This is a genomic window from Kitasatospora sp. NEAU-69, assembly GCF_057158765.1.
In genome coordinates, this window is the sequence record NZ_JBWXUE010000017.1 from 124793 (window position 1) to 137912 (window position 13120).

The 13120-nt window shown below is 72.3% G+C and carries 11 protein-coding genes and 1 riboswitch; of the genes, 8 read left to right on the top strand and 3 right to left on the bottom strand.

Features of this window, described 5'->3' with window-relative positions:
- Positions 1 to 130: 130 nt before the first annotated feature.
- A riboswitch (cobalamin riboswitch) is annotated at positions 131 to 252 on the top strand.
- Between the two features lie 40 nt (positions 253 to 292).
- The 6 genes from AC060L_RS21060 (at position 293) to AC060L_RS21085 (ending at position 8374) form a co-directional block, all read left to right on the top strand.
- Positions 293 to 508: a CbtB domain-containing protein gene (locus AC060L_RS21060; protein ID WP_483800372.1), complete on the top strand. Its 216-nt coding sequence runs from the start codon at positions 293 to 295 to the stop codon at positions 506 to 508.
- A gap of 29 nt (positions 509 to 537) precedes the next feature.
- The gene (locus tag AC060L_RS21065) at positions 538 to 1422 is read left to right on the top strand and encodes a CbtA family protein (RefSeq protein ID WP_483800373.1); all 885 of its coding nucleotides are present in this window, start codon (positions 538 to 540) and stop codon (positions 1420 to 1422) included.
- Entirely contained in the window at positions 1419 to 2249 is an 831-nt protein-coding gene (locus tag AC060L_RS21070; RefSeq protein ID WP_483800374.1) for a (2Fe-2S)-binding protein, read from the top strand. The genes AC060L_RS21065 and AC060L_RS21070 overlap by 4 nt, the downstream gene beginning before the upstream one ends.
- A gap of 138 nt (positions 2250 to 2387) precedes the next feature.
- Positions 2388 to 2831 (top strand): hypothetical protein, encoded by a 444-nt coding sequence (locus AC060L_RS21075; protein WP_483800375.1) that lies wholly within the window; start codon positions 2388 to 2390, stop codon positions 2829 to 2831.
- Positions 2828 to 6907 carry an nSTAND1 domain-containing NTPase gene (locus AC060L_RS21080; RefSeq protein WP_483800376.1) on the top strand — a complete coding sequence of 1360 codons (4080 nt, stop codon included), beginning with the start codon at positions 2828 to 2830 and terminating at the stop codon, positions 6905 to 6907. Before AC060L_RS21075 ends, AC060L_RS21080 begins: the two co-directional genes overlap by 4 nt.
- Positions 6908 to 6973: 66 nt before the next feature.
- A complete protein-coding gene (locus tag AC060L_RS21085) occupies positions 6974 to 8374 on the top strand; it encodes a glycosyltransferase (protein WP_483800377.1) in 1401 nt (466 codons plus the stop codon).
- A gap of 4 nt (positions 8375 to 8378) precedes the next feature.
- On the opposite strand, the gene AC060L_RS21090 is transcribed toward AC060L_RS21085, so the two are convergent.
- On the bottom strand, positions 8379 to 9716 hold the full coding sequence (locus AC060L_RS21090; RefSeq protein WP_483800378.1) for an alpha/beta fold hydrolase: 1338 nt from the start codon (positions 9714 to 9716) through the stop codon (positions 8379 to 8381).
- Between the two features lie 76 nt (positions 9717 to 9792).
- Here AC060L_RS21090 and AC060L_RS21095 point away from each other — a divergent pair, with 76 nt between their 5' ends.
- Together AC060L_RS21095 and AC060L_RS21100 are read left to right on the top strand one after the other, a co-directional pair.
- On the top strand, positions 9793 to 10428 hold the full coding sequence (locus tag AC060L_RS21095) for a TetR/AcrR family transcriptional regulator (protein WP_483800379.1): 636 nt from the start codon (positions 9793 to 9795) through the stop codon (positions 10426 to 10428).
- 130 nt (positions 10429 to 10558) lie between these two features.
- A complete protein-coding gene (locus AC060L_RS21100) occupies positions 10559 to 11101 on the top strand; it encodes an AAA family ATPase (RefSeq protein WP_483800380.1) in 543 nt (180 codons plus the stop codon).
- Positions 11102 to 11148: 47 nt separating this feature from the next.
- Here AC060L_RS21100 and AC060L_RS21105 read toward each other — a convergent pair whose 3' ends face one another.
- Positions 11149 to 11697 carry a gamma carbonic anhydrase family protein gene (locus AC060L_RS21105; RefSeq protein ID WP_483800381.1) on the bottom strand — a complete coding sequence of 183 codons (549 nt, stop codon included), beginning with the start codon at positions 11695 to 11697 and terminating at the stop codon, positions 11149 to 11151.
- Positions 11698 to 11806: 109 nt separating this feature from the next.
- The gene (locus tag AC060L_RS21110) at positions 11807 to 13000 is read right to left on the bottom strand and encodes an eCIS core domain-containing protein (protein ID WP_483800382.1); all 1194 of its coding nucleotides are present in this window, start codon (positions 12998 to 13000) and stop codon (positions 11807 to 11809) included.
- Between the last annotated feature and the right edge of the window lie 120 nt (positions 13001 to 13120).

Here is a 13120-nt window from a genome sequence, read left to right on the forward strand (position 1 = left end):
TCACGTCGGACTCCATGGCCAAAACCGAGCCTAAATGCGCCCACCGACATTGAGCCCCGCGCCACGGCGGTGCCTGCCCGGACCAAGGTTGCGAACGGAGGCGATTGACGGCTCATCGGCAGGGCCCTAACCTTCCCCAGGTAGTGATGGCGTAGGGAAGCTGGTGAGACTCCAGCACGGTCGCGCCACTGTGAGCGAACGGCCCCCGGGCGGTTCGTCAGTCAGATACGACGCCATCACCGCGCTCCAAATCACCTGTGGGACGCACGATCCCCTGAAGGAGGCTCCAACTGTGAGCAGTCTGTCCAATCCTGCCGCCATTCCCACCCCGGTCGTCATGCCGGTGTCGCGGGCGGTTCTCTGGCTGGTCGGCACCGCGCTGATCGCCCTCGCGGTGTACTACTTCATCGGCGTTGACCAGGGCGCCTACTCCGTCTTCGGCAAGGACATGCACATCCACGAGTTCGTGCACGACTCCCGGCACTTCCTCGGCTTCCCCTGCCACTGACGAACCGGAGTACGGACAGAACCAAGAACATGGAAAAGAGACTCATCCTGCGCGGCGTGATCGCCGGCGCAGTGGCCGGCCTGCTCGCGTTCGTTTTCGCACGAATCTTCGCCGAACCGCAGATCAACGCGGCCATCGCCTACGAGAGCGGCCGCGACGCCGCGCAGGAGGCGCTGGACAAGGCCGCCGGGGCGCCGGTCGCCGACGCCGGCCCCGACATCTTCAGCCGCACCGTCCAGGCCAACATCGGCATCGGCGTCGGCATGGTGTTCTTCGGCATGGCGATGGGCGCGCTGTTCGCGGTCGCGTACACCGTCTGCCTGGGCCGGGTCGGCAAGCTGCGGCCGCGCACCCTGGCGATGCTGGTGGCGCTCGGCGGCTTCCTCGGCCTGTACTTCGTGCCGTTCATCAAGTACCCGGCGAACCCGCCGTCGATCGGCCACCCCGACACGATCCGCGACCGGGGCAATCTGTACCTGGGCATGGTGCTCTGCTCGGTGGTCTTCCTGGTCGCCGCCGTCTGGCTGGGCAAGCGCCTGCAGGCCCGCTTCGGCAACTGGAACGCCGCCCTGCTGGCCGGGGCCGGCTACGTGCTGGTGCTCGGCACGATCATGGCGCTGCTTCCCTCGCTCGGTGAACTCTCGGACAACGTGAGCGAGTTCGGGCACCACGCGACGGAGACGCCGCTGCCGCTGGCCGACGCCAGGGGCACCATCGTCTATCCCGGGTTCCCCGCCGACACGCTGTTCAGCTTCCGCTTCTACTCGGTGGCCGCGCAGTTGCTGCTCTGGGCCTGCCTCGGCCTCGTCTTCGGGCCGATGGCGGAGCGTCTGCTCAACCCGCGCACCGAGACCGCTGTGGCGCCCGCGCCGGCGCCCGCCCCGGTCCAGCCGAAGCCGGTCGCGGCGGCATGACCGAGCCGGAGCGTCGGCCTGCCACGGCGTCCACCACGGCGTCCACCACGGCGTCCGCCACGACGCACCCGGAGCCCAGGGCCGCGATCCCGGAGAGGATCGCGGCCCTCGGGCCTTTCTTCGCCTTCGAGGTGCACGGCCCGACCCCGGCCGAGGAGCCCTGGCGGAGCATGGGCGAACTGCTCGACGACCCCTCGGTGTTGCGCGACCGGGTGACCGCCGTGCGCGGCTACCTGGCCGCGGGCAGTGGGCAGCCCGGCGAGGCCGTCGAGCTGCGGGTGGCCGCCTCGGTGACCCAACTGGGCCTCGCCTCCCGGCTGCTCTCCCCGCCCTTCGCGGTCGCCGTGCTCACGGGCGCCGTGCTCCCGTACGGCCTGCGGGAGGCGAGATGGCAGCCGACGCTCGGCTCGATGTTCCCGCTGTCCCTGCCCGACCGGACGGCTGCGCCGGTGGCCGACCCGGCCGAACGTGCCGCGCGGCTGGGCACGGAACTGCTGGAGGGGCCGATCCGCGACCTGGTGGAGGCCACCGGCGCCTACGCGGTCTCGCCGCACATCCTCTGGGGCAACGTCGCCTCGGCCGTCAACGGAGCGGCCGCCGCCATCGCCCGCACGGCCCCCGAACTTGGCCCACGGGCACGCGAGTTCGCGGGCCTGCTGCTGGAGCAGCCGCCACTGCGCGGCGCCGGCAGCACGGCGGCCGACGGTACCGCCTTCCGCCGCCGAAGCTGCTGCCTGATCTACCGAGCCGCCCCGGACCACGCGGGCGGCCTGTGCGGGGACTGCGTCCTCGCCTCACCCGCCCGGACCCGGGCCCGCCCCACGTAGCGCCGGCGGCGCCCGCCAGGCCCGTGGCTTGTCCGGTTGCCGTCATGACCAGGGGAGTTGTTCGGGCATCGGGTCGGCCAGCAGAATGGCGGCACCGGGTTGACGAACGGACATGTCTGCAAAGGCGGGGGACCGGGGATGGATCCCGAACTGGTGGCACTGGCATCGGCGGCGGCGACCGCGCTGGTGGGTCGGCTGGCAACCGACGGCTGGGAGAACGCCAAGAACGCGGTGACGGCGCTGTGGCGCCGCCGGCACGGGCAGCAGCCCGAGGCGGCGGAGGCCGTCGAGGCCCAGCTGAGCGAGACCCGCGAGGAGCTGCTGGCGGCCCGTGAGGCCGGGGACGAGCAGGTGGCGCAGGAGCTGGCCGTTGAGTGGCGGGCCCGGCTGCGTGACGCGCTGCGGGCCGACCCCTCGCTCGCCGCGGAGCTGCGTGAGCTGGTGGCCGAACTGAACCGGGACGAAGCCGAGTCCGAGGACGAGTCCGGCACGGGCGGGAGCCGGGTGACCATGCGGGCCACCGCCTCGGACCACGCGAAGGTCTTCATGTCCGGCCGCGACATGCACATCACCGGGCAGTGAGCGAACCTCCGATCCGGCTGGAGGCCTATGCATCCGGCTCCGGCACCATCTACATGGCCGCCGGTGACCAGCACATCGCCGCCCGCGATCTGCATGTGCACTACGGGGACGGCATTCACCGCGTCCGCCGGGTCGAGTCCGGAAGCGGAAGCAGCGACGGCAGCAACAGCAGTGACGAGTGCCCGTACCCCGGGATGACCGCGTTCGGCGCCGAGCAGGCCCAGTGGTTCTTCGGCCGTGACCGGACCCTCGCCAGGCTGACCGGCCGGCTCGACGAGTGCCTCCGGGACGGCGGTGCGGTCGCGGTGGTGGCCGCCTCCGGCGCGGGCAAGTCCTCGCTGCTGCAGGCGGGCCTGGTGCCCGCACTCGCCCGCGGGGTGCTGCCGGGGTCACGTCGCTGGCCCTGCCTGGTGTTCACCCCGGGCGCCCACCCGGTGGTCGCGCTCGCCAGGCACCTGGCCGCGCTGACCGACGGTGACCCGGCCGACGTCGAACGCGAGCTGGCCGACGACCCGCGGGCCCTCGGCGACCGGCTCCGGACCGCGCTGGAGCGGCAGCGGGCCGGCCGGCTGCTCGTGATCGTCGACCAGGCCGAGGAGCTCTTCACCCAGGTGGCCGGCGAGGAGCAGCGCAACCGCTTCGTCACCGCGCTGGAACGCCTGGCGGAGCAGCCGGCGAACGGGTCCGACGGGCCGGTCGCGCTGGTCGTCTACGGCGTTCGCGCGGACTTCTACGCCCGCTTCGCGCAGTACGACTCGCTGCGTGCGGCGCTGGAGCACCGGCAGGTCTTCCTCGGGCCGATGGGCCGGGACGAGCTGCGCGAGGCGATCCTGATCCCCGCGCAGCGGGAGCGTCTGGAGTTCGAGGAGGGCCTGGTCGAGCTGCTGCTGAGCGACTTGGGCGTTGCCGCGCACTCGTCGCCAGGCTCCGACGGGCAGCACGGCGACGGCGGTGACGAGAACGGCGGCGGCGACGGCTCGGCGCCCGAGCGCGGCTACGAGGCCGGGCGCCTGCCGCTGCTCGCCCACGCGCTCCGGGTCACCTGGCAGCAGCGGCACGGTTCGATCCTGACCGTCGACGGCTACCGGGCCTCCGGCCGGATCCAGGGTGCCGTCGCCGCGACTGCGGAGGACGTCTACCGCCGGTTGCCGGCGGACGGGCAGCAGGCCGCCACGGTGATCTTCCGACGGCTGGTCAGAATCGGCGAAGGATCGGATGACACCCGCCGCGCACGGACCGAGCGCGCGCTGACCGAAGGCCTGGATCCCGCGGCCGCCGATGCCGTGCTCGCCGGCTTCACCCGCGGACGACTGCTGACCAGGCTCAGCGACACCGTCCAGATCACCCACGAGGCTCTGCTGGACGCGTGGCCCCGGCTGCGGCGGTGGATCGACGCGGACCGCGCCGACAATCTGGTGCGCCAGAAGCTCGAAGAGGCGGCCGCCGACTGGGCACGCTCGCCCCGCCGCGACCCCGAGCTGCTGTACCGCGGCGGCCAGTTGGACGCGGCTCGCAGCTGGGCCGCGCGCACCGGGCGGCAGGGGCTCGGGCCGACTGCCACCACCTTTCTGGACGCGTCGCTCCGCCGCAGCCGGCGCAGCCGGATCGTCCGGCGCACCGCGATCGTGCTGTTGCTCGTGCTCTCGGTGATCGCCGTGGTGTCCCAGCAAGCCGCGCTCACCCAGCAGAGGCTGGCGGAACAGCGCCGCCAGGAGGCGACCACGAACGCCAACATCGCTTCGGAGGCGCTGGTACGGGCCCAGGCCGAACTGTTGCGGGCGAGCGACCCGCAGCAGTCCCTCAGGCTGAGCCTGACCGCGCTACGTCTCGATCCCACCCAGGACGGGCGAGCCGGACTGCTCACCACCCTCCAGCAGACACCCCTCGACGGCAGTTCACCGCAGGGGGCCGTGGGGGCCAAGCCGGACATGGCCGTCTTCAGCGGTGACGGCAGCATGCTGGCGGAGATCGAGACCGGCGAGCCCTCGACGGTGCGGCTCTGGGACACGACCGACGTCCGGCATCCGCGTCTGCTCGCTACCCTGCGGGACCACGTCCACCCTGTCCGGGAACTCCTGTTCAGCCCTGACCAGCGGATGCTGGTCACCGTTGCGAGCCCAAGCCCGGGCGCGTCCGGTGCAGCACCCGCCGCCAACGACGTGATCCTGTGGGACCTCTCGGATCGGCAGCAGCCGCGAAAGCTGCCGTTCCAGGCGGATGTCAGTGCCCCTGCGCAGGGCGCGGCCGTCAGCCCGGACGGCCGTCGCCTGGCCGTCCTCGCCGGTGACGGCGCAACCGGCACGCTGACGCTCTGGGACATCAGCGACGGCAGCGATGCCGCGGCGCCGCGGCGGCTCAGCGCACCGGTCGCCGCCACCCAGGCCGGGGCCGCGACCTTCAGCCCCGACGGCCGGACACTGGTCACCAGTTCCGACGAGATCGAAGGCAAGGACGAATCGCTCACGCCGGGCTCCATCACCCATCGCACCGGTTGGCAGGTCTGGGACGTCTCGGATCCGACCAACCCGCACGCGGTGGCCGAACAGGCGCTGAGCAACGGGCCGGCCGTCTACAGCACCACGGACCCGATCCTGGCCACCTCCTACGAGCGGTCGGCCATGCTCTGGGACCTCAGCAACCCCGGTGCTCCGCGGAAGCTGACGGTCCTCAACAACTCCGACTGGGTCGGGGCCATGGCGTTCGGCCCCCATGGGCAGCTCGTCGTCTCGGCCATGGACGGGAGTTCCCGCCTCTGGGACATCTCCGACCCGGCCCACCCCCAGGCCCGGACCGTCCTGACCGGTTCGCACGGTGCCACCCCGGCCTCCCAGGGGAGCGATTCCCAGCAGACCACGCCAGGGGACTTCACGGGCATCGGCGCCGCGGCATTCAGCCCGGACGGCCAGCGGGTTCTCCTTGCCGATACGGACGGAGCGCTCTCCGAGTGGCTCGCCAACGGCCGCTCCGCGGCGGCGACGGAACTCTCCTCACTCGCGGGCAACGATGTGAGAAACGCCGCCTTCAGCCCCGACGGGCGCCTGCTGGTGACCGGCGGATCCTCGGGCGACGCGCACCTCTGGGACACCACGGACCCGTCCCACCCCCGTGAGCTGGCGCCGCTCGCCGGCCAGAGCGGCTGGCCGGTCGGGGCGGTGGCCTTCGACCGGGGCGGCACCGTCGTGGCCGTCGGCACCGGGGACGGCCTGATGCAGGATCAGGGCCGGCTCACGCTGTGGGACGTCTCCGACCCGCAGCGGCCCCGGACACTGGCCACCCTGACCGTGCCGGCGGGGGTGGGCTCGGTGGCGTTCAGCCCGAAGTCCGGTGTGCTCGCGGTCGCGGGCGGCGCGTTCTACAAGGATTCCTGGGCCGGCCTGTGGGACGTCGCGAATCCCGCCGCCCCGGTCCGACTGGCCACGCTGGACAAGCTCGGAATGGCGACCGTCCTTCACACACCCACCGCGTTCAGCCCGGACGGGCGGTGGCTCGCGCTGCCGGGCTCGCTCTGGGACGTCACGAAACCGTCGGCCCCGGTGCCGGCGCCGATCCTCAAGCCCAGGGACCCGGACGCCGTGGTGGCGAACCCTTGGAGTGGCGCGTCGGTCGCCGCGTTCGGGCTGGGCGGAAAGGTCCTTGCCGCCGCGGGGCCCGACAGTGTCGACCTGTGGCCGCTGGGGGTGGCCATCGGGCCGAGGCCGCTGAGCAGCATCCTGAATCTGCCGGACGCGGTCCAGATCAGCTTCCACCCCGACGGCAAGCTCATGGCCATCGGCAGGCGGAACGGTGCCGTGGCCCTCTACGAGGTCGGAGATCCGACCACGCCGGGTCTGGCCACCGTCCTGCCCGACTCTGCGAGCGATGTGGCGGACGTGCAGTTCAGCCCCGACCGCAAGACCGTCGTCGTCGTCCGTGTGGACGGGTCCGCCCAGCTGTGGGACCTCGGTGCGTTGCCCTCGATCGCCGCCGACCCGGTGGGGCTGGCCTGCCGGCTCGCCGGGGGCGGCCTCTCGGCCGAAGACTGGCAGGTCACCTACAAGCTGAGCCAGCCCTACCAGGACACCTGTGCAGGGCACTGAGACGCACGGTGAGAATGGGCATGTCCACTACTATCTGATCTTGTGTCTACCGACGTGCCTATAGGCGTGCCTATCGACGTGCCCCCATCCGAGCAGCACGACAGCGAGAGCCGCCTGGCAGACCTGATCGCCAATCAGTTCTCGCTCGACTTCCCTGATTTCGCGGCGAGGACGGGCTGGGCCCGGTGGCAGCGGATCGCTGCCTGCCTGGCCCTGGCGGGGGTGACGGCCGCCGCGGTGGCGGTGCCGGCGCTGTTGCTGGTGGGACTCTCGGCGCTGGTGTGCTTGAACGGCCTGGTGATTGTCGCCGTGTCGCTCGCTTCCCTGCTGCCGGGGCGCCGGCCGGACCGGAGTCCGGTCGTTGCCGACGCGGCGCTGCCCGGCTACACGGTTCTGGTGCCCGCCTACCGGGAGGAGGCGGTGATCGGGGATCTGGTGCGCCACTTGGCCACGCTGGACTATCCGGCGGACCGGCTGGAGGTGCTCGTCCTGGTGGAGCGGCACGACCCCGGGACCAGGCGAGCCGTGCTGGCGGCGGATCCGCCGGCCTTCGTGCGGGTCGTCGAGCTGCCGGCCGGGCCGCCGCAGACCAAGCCGCGTTCCTGCAACTTCGGGCTCATGCAGGCCACTGGGGAGCTGCTGGTGGTCTTCGACGCGGAGGACCGCCCAGAACGGGACCAACTGCGCCTCGCCGCAGCCAGGTTCGCCGAGGCCGACGAGAGACTGGCCTGCGTGCAGGCACAGTTGCGGCCGCACAATGCCGACTGGAACTTCCTCACCGGGCAGTTCGCGATGGAGTACGCGCTGCGGTACGGCATGTCCCTGGCCGGCCTGGAGCGGCTGGGGATGCCGGTTCCGCTGGGTGGGACGAGCAACCACCTGCGCACCCGGGTCCTGCGGGAGGTCGGCGGCTGGGACGCCTGGAACGTCACCGAGGACGCGGACCTGGGGATGCGGCTGGCCGCGCTCGGCCACCGCACCGAGATGATCGCCTCGGTGACCTGGGGCGAGGCCGTCACCGGCCTCGGGCCGTTCGTGCGGCAGCGCACCCGCTGGTACAAGGGGTTCCTGATGACCGGTCTGGTCCACACCCGCAGGCCGCTGGCGGCCGTCCACCGCTTCGGCCTGGCGGGCATGCTGACCCTGCTCGGCCTGGTGGCCGCGACCCCACCGGCCGCCCTCGCTCAACTCGGCGTCGCGCTGCTGGCCGGCCTGGACGCCGCCCGGCTGCTCTGGTCACCGCTCGGAGCCGGCCTGGTGGCACCGGCCGTCGCCTGCGCCGCCGCGTCAATCGTGGCGAACGCCGCGCTGACCGGCGCCGCAGCCGCCCGCCAGGGCGTCCCCTCGGCGTGGAAGGCGCTGCTGGCCCCGGCCTATTCGCTCCTGCTCTCCGTGGCCGCCTGCCGCGCGCTGGTCCAGCTGGTCCGCGCACCGTTCACCTGGGAGAAGACACCGCACGGCGCGTAGGACCTCACTCGTGGTCGCGCAGGAACGCAGGGATCTCCTCCCGCGTCGGGTAGTTCGGCAGTGGCGCCGGCGCGTCCTGGAGGAACGCGGTGATGACGGCCGCCGCCCGCTCGTCGTTGCCGTCGAGCCCGTTCCACAGGTGGTGCCCGACCCCCGGCAGGTACTGGACGCGCTGGATCGCCGGGTCGGCGTCGAGCACGGCGGTCTCCCACTGGCGGACCTGCGAGGAGCACTCGGCGATCATCAGCATCGCAGGGACCTGGGAGAGCTTCAGCTGCGGCACGAGCGAGGGCGAGTCCTTCACGGTCTGCTCGACGCGCAGGCTGGCGGCCGGGTTGAAGGCGAAGTTCTCGGCACTGTTCTCGACGGGAATGCGGTGCGCGTCGCTCGCGCAATAGGCGGAGGCGGTGTCGGTGCCCAAGTCGGCTGCGGTGAAGGCGTTCTCGCCCTCGCCCTGTCCGACCAGCCCGGTTTCGGGGCTGAGGAGCCCGAGCCGCATCAGGCCGAACGCCACCGCGTAGCGCGGGGTGCTGGTCGATCGCGGCCCACTCATCGCCGGTGCGAGGTCGCGCGCGGACGGCCGTCCCTTCTGCCCGGCGATCCGTGCGGTCGGGCCGTCCATCGGGCCGGGTTCGGCGATGATCGCGCGGTGCACGCGCGCGGAGACCTCGGGGTCGGCGAGGGCCCGGGTGAGCGTGACCCCGCCGGACGAGAAGCCGAGGACGTCGGCCTTGCCCCGGCCCAGGCGGTCGAGGAAGGCGCCGAGGTCGCGGGCGGACCTGGTGACCGAGTACTGGTCCATGGGCAGCAGGTCGCTGCGGCCGCCGCCGGCCTGCTCGTAGGTGTAGACGTCGTAGCCCTGCCGCGCCAGCCGTTGCAGGAACCCGTGGTCGAGCAGTGAAATGCCGCGCACCGGGCCGCCGTCGATGTAGACGAGCGGTACGGGGTGCGCGGCGCCGGCCGCCGTGGCGGGCGGGTAGTGATAGACGGCGACGCGGCTGCCCGTGGCCAGGTTCCAGTGCTCGGTGGTGACGAACGGAAGGTCCGGCGGGTACTGCCGTGCTGTGGGCGAGGCCGGGACGCAGACGGACGCGGTCAGGGCTGCTGCGGCGAGCACCGGCAGGAACGGCAGGAGCCTCGCCGCCCGGGTGCGGCGCCGGCTACGCCACAGGGCGACGGCGACCCCGACCGCGAGGGTCGCCGCGATGGCCGCGAGCCCCGAGCCTGCCCCGTCCGTGAGGGTGATCAGGCCGAGGAAGAGCACGGCCGACGCCACGACGGCTGCCAGCGCGAGAAGTAACCAACCCCCAAGGCGGGCAAGGCGGATGGCGAATGCTGACATGGCGGACAAAGGGGACCTCCAGGGTTTCCAAACGTTGTTTCAAAACGACGTTATCAGAACCGGTAGGCTCCTCGTCATGGGTAGGCCGAGAACGAACGACGAGACCGTCAAAGAGCGGCTCGTGGAGTGCGCGACCGAGTGGCTCGCCACCCGCCCGCGCGAGACGCTGACCATCCGGGCCGTGGCCACGGCCGCCGGAACGTCCACGGCGGCGGTGTACTCCCTGTTCGGTAACAAGGACGGGCTGATCGCGGCCGTACGCGACGAAGCCGTCGCCGGCCTGTTCGCGGCCGTGACGGCGGTGTCGGCCACCAAGGACGTCCTCGCCGACATCTACGCGCTGGCCGGCGCCTACCGGACCTGGGGGTGCGGACACCCGCAGCTGTACACGGTGTTGTTCGGCGGGGTGCAGTCCTTCGAGCCGTCAGGAACGGTCGGTACGGGCGACCCCATCCGGCCGCTCGTCGAGGCGATCGACCGGGGCGTCGTCGAGTCCGTCCTCGACGGCGGGGCGACGGCCATCGCCCTCTCCCTCTGGGTGGCCCTGCACGGGCTCGTGACCCTGGAACTGGCCGGGGCTCTCGACGCCCCCACGGCCCAGGCCGCGTTCCGCGCGACGATCAACGCCACCCTGCGGGGCTGGGCGACCCCCGAGTCGGCCCGCAGACTTCGCCGGGCCGAACTCGGCGGCGTCATCCGGCCGGAGACGTAGACGCGCCCGGTCGCGGCTCGGGTCAGGACATGGCACCTGCCGATGGCGTGGTGCTCTTCGCAGCCTTCGAGAGGAGGGTGGTCTCATCGACGCGGCCACGCCCGCACCCGGCACTGCCGGGCCGATCCGAGTGCCGGCTGGTCTGGTCGTCCTCGTCGGACCGCCGGCCTCGGGCAAGACCAGCTTCGTTCGGGCACTGATCGCGCGTCGGCAGATCGAGGAGGAAGCCGTGGTGTCCAGCGACTCGATCCGCGCGGAACTCTTCGGCACCGCACCCGCAGAAGCGGACTCCGAAGCGGCGGACGCCCGGATCTTCGAGGAGCGTGACCGCAGGATCGTCGCCAGGCTCGCTGCCGGGCGCAGCGCGGTCGCCGAGTCCACGAACGTCACCCCCCAGGCGCGCGCACGACTCATCGCCATCGCCAGGCGCTTCGATGCTCCGGTGACCATGTTGCGATTCGACCCGGACCTCACCGATCTTCTCCAGCAGCACGCGAGGCGAGGCCGTACTGACGTCACCGCCAGTGGTGTCCGCGCCTACGCCGAGATCATGGCCCGACACGCCACCGCAGACCAACTGCGCGCTGAGGGCGCGACCGCCGTCCACGACGTCCCCGGACGTCGCGAAGGAAGCACGCCCGCCGAAGCCGCCGCGCGCTTCTCCTTCGTCTGACGGATCCGACCCGTCCAGGCCTGCCGTCCGGTAAGGCCCGGCTCCCGTCAGGCGGGGGTTTCGGTGGGCGGCTTCGGGGTGATGTCGCCGTGGGCCTGGGCGAGGAGGAGGTAGCCCTCGGCGTTGGTCTTGATGCCGGAGCGCTCGTCCTCGGTGAGTTCGCGCTTCACCTTGGCGGGCACGCCGGCTACCAGGGAGCCCGGCGGCACCTGCATGCCCTGGGGGACCACGGCGCCGGCTGCGACCAGTGAACCGGTGCCGATCCGGGCGCCGTTGAGGACGGTGGCGCTCATGCCGATCAGGACGTCGTCCTCGACGGTGCAGCCGTGCAGGACGGCGTTGTGGCCCACCGAGATCCGCGCGCCGAGAAGGGCGGGAAAGCCCGGGTCGGCGTGGACGGTGCAGTTGTCCTGGATGTTGGTGTCCGGGCCCACCGTGATGGACTCGGCGTCGCCGCGCAGGACCGCGCCGTACCAGATGCTCGCTCCGGCGGCGACGGTCACCGACCCGGCGACCACGGCGGTGCGGGCCACGAAGGCGGTGGGGTCGATCTCGGGTGTGCGGCCTGCGACGGCGAGGATGAGTGGCTCTGGCATGGGCTTCTGCCTCTCCCGGTTCGGCCCGCCGGTTCGGTTTCCGGCCGGGTCCGCTCAGCAGGTTAGTCGCTGCGGCGGGGAGCGGGAGAGGTGAAGTGGATCACTGGCCTCAGGCCTCGCCCACCGTGGAGAGGTCGATGGCCCAGGTGTGGTTTCCGGCCGCGTGTGCGGTGATCGGTGCGGGCGACTCCGGGTTCTCGGCGTCGAAGGCCGAGTTCAGGGTGTGGGTGACGACGGGACTGGTCCAGCACGGCAGGTTCCTGTTCCAGGCGCCGGTGTTCCTGGCGACCTTCCAGCGGAACGAGACGGTGTAGGACTTCAGCCAGTACCCGGACGTCATCCTGGCCGACGTCGAGAAACCGGGGTTGTCCGGGAAGGCGATGCTGCTCGGACCGCTGGTGATCACCGGGTCGTTGTAGAGCGGCCGGTAGGGGCCGTCCTGCACCCACTCGCGCGAGGAGGCCTGGTCGTTGTCCATGCCGTCCGCCTCGACGAGCTGCACGTTGGAGTCGGTGACCTCCTGCCAGAAGTGGTAGTTGGTGGCGGTGCTCAGCGGCGCGCCCGCGGGGTTCTTCAAGGTGGCCACCTGCTGGAACCCGATGCTCTGGTCGCCGTGCAGCTTCTGGGTCCGCGGGCCGTCGTAGCCGGACTCGAACTCCAGGGTGGGCTTGTTGAGATCGAGGTTCTCGGCCAGCACCTTGGAGCGGGTGCGGCGGTGCGGCGGCGGGCTGTTCCCCTTGATCCCTGCCTCGTCCTTGTTGCGCTTGGGTGCCCGTTGCAGTGCGGTTCCGCCCGCCGGCGGTGCGCCCTCGCCCGGGGTTCGCGCGAGGTCGGGGGTGAGCGGGGTGGCCAGCGGGGTGGACAGCGCGCGGGCGGCGTTCGCCTCCGCCTCGCGTTCGTGGCGGTCGGACGGGTCGGAGACCTTCAGGCCGTCGCCGTCGCCGTTGTCGGTGCCGGCGACCGGCCCCTGGCGCTGCTGGACGACATGGGTGAGCTCGTGCGCCAGGGTGCGCCGGTCGCCGCCGCCGGGCCCGATCACGATGTGGTTGCCGGAGGTGTAGGCGCGGGCACCGACCTCGACCGCGGAGGCGCCGGCCGCGCTGCCGGTGTGCAGGCGCACGTCGGAGAAGTCGGCGCCGAGGCGGGACTCCATCTCGCGGCGGGTGGTGCCGTCCAACGGCCGCCCGGCGGTGCGCAGCACCTGGTGCACCGAGGAGCGCTGGACGGGCTGCGGGTCCGGCTGCACCCAGTCGTGGCCGGGGTCGGTGTCGCCGCGGAGACCGCGGCGTTCCTCCTCGATCATGCGCGCCACCGCGGCGTTCCCCACGGTCCGTTGCAGGGCGAGTGCCCCCACGCGGCCCATGGCGCGTGCGGGCGGAGCCGGCGCCCGGGTGGCCTGGGCGGCTCTGGGCGCCACCGTCCG